Source organism: Salicola sp. AFF1 (assembly GCF_056783195.1).
Window position 1 is genome coordinate 1 of the sequence record NZ_JBXAYL010000203.1, and the last position, 255, is coordinate 255.

General features: G+C 68.2%; 1 pseudogene. It reads left to right on the plus strand.

Going from position 1 to position 255, the window contains the following annotated elements:
* A pseudogene (locus AC1RQI_RS17350) lies at nucleotides 1-255 on the plus strand (hypothetical protein); the annotation flags it as partial.

Sequence of the window (255 nt, forward strand, 5' to 3'; positions counted from 1 at the left end):
GGCATGAGCAACCAGGCCGCCGAGGCATTACTCGAATCGCCGCCCTGGTCGGGTGACACGCAGGATATCGTGGTGATGCTGGCACCGCCGACGGTATCACCTGCGCTGGGCATCGCGCCGGGGCGGCTCACGGAAACCCTGGGCCGCGCCCTACTGGCACAGGCCAAGGGCCCCCAGGTCCTCGACTGGACGCCGGGCATGCTGGCCGACGAGGCGCCGAACAATCACTGGGTGCTCGAGAGCAAACTCCAAGGC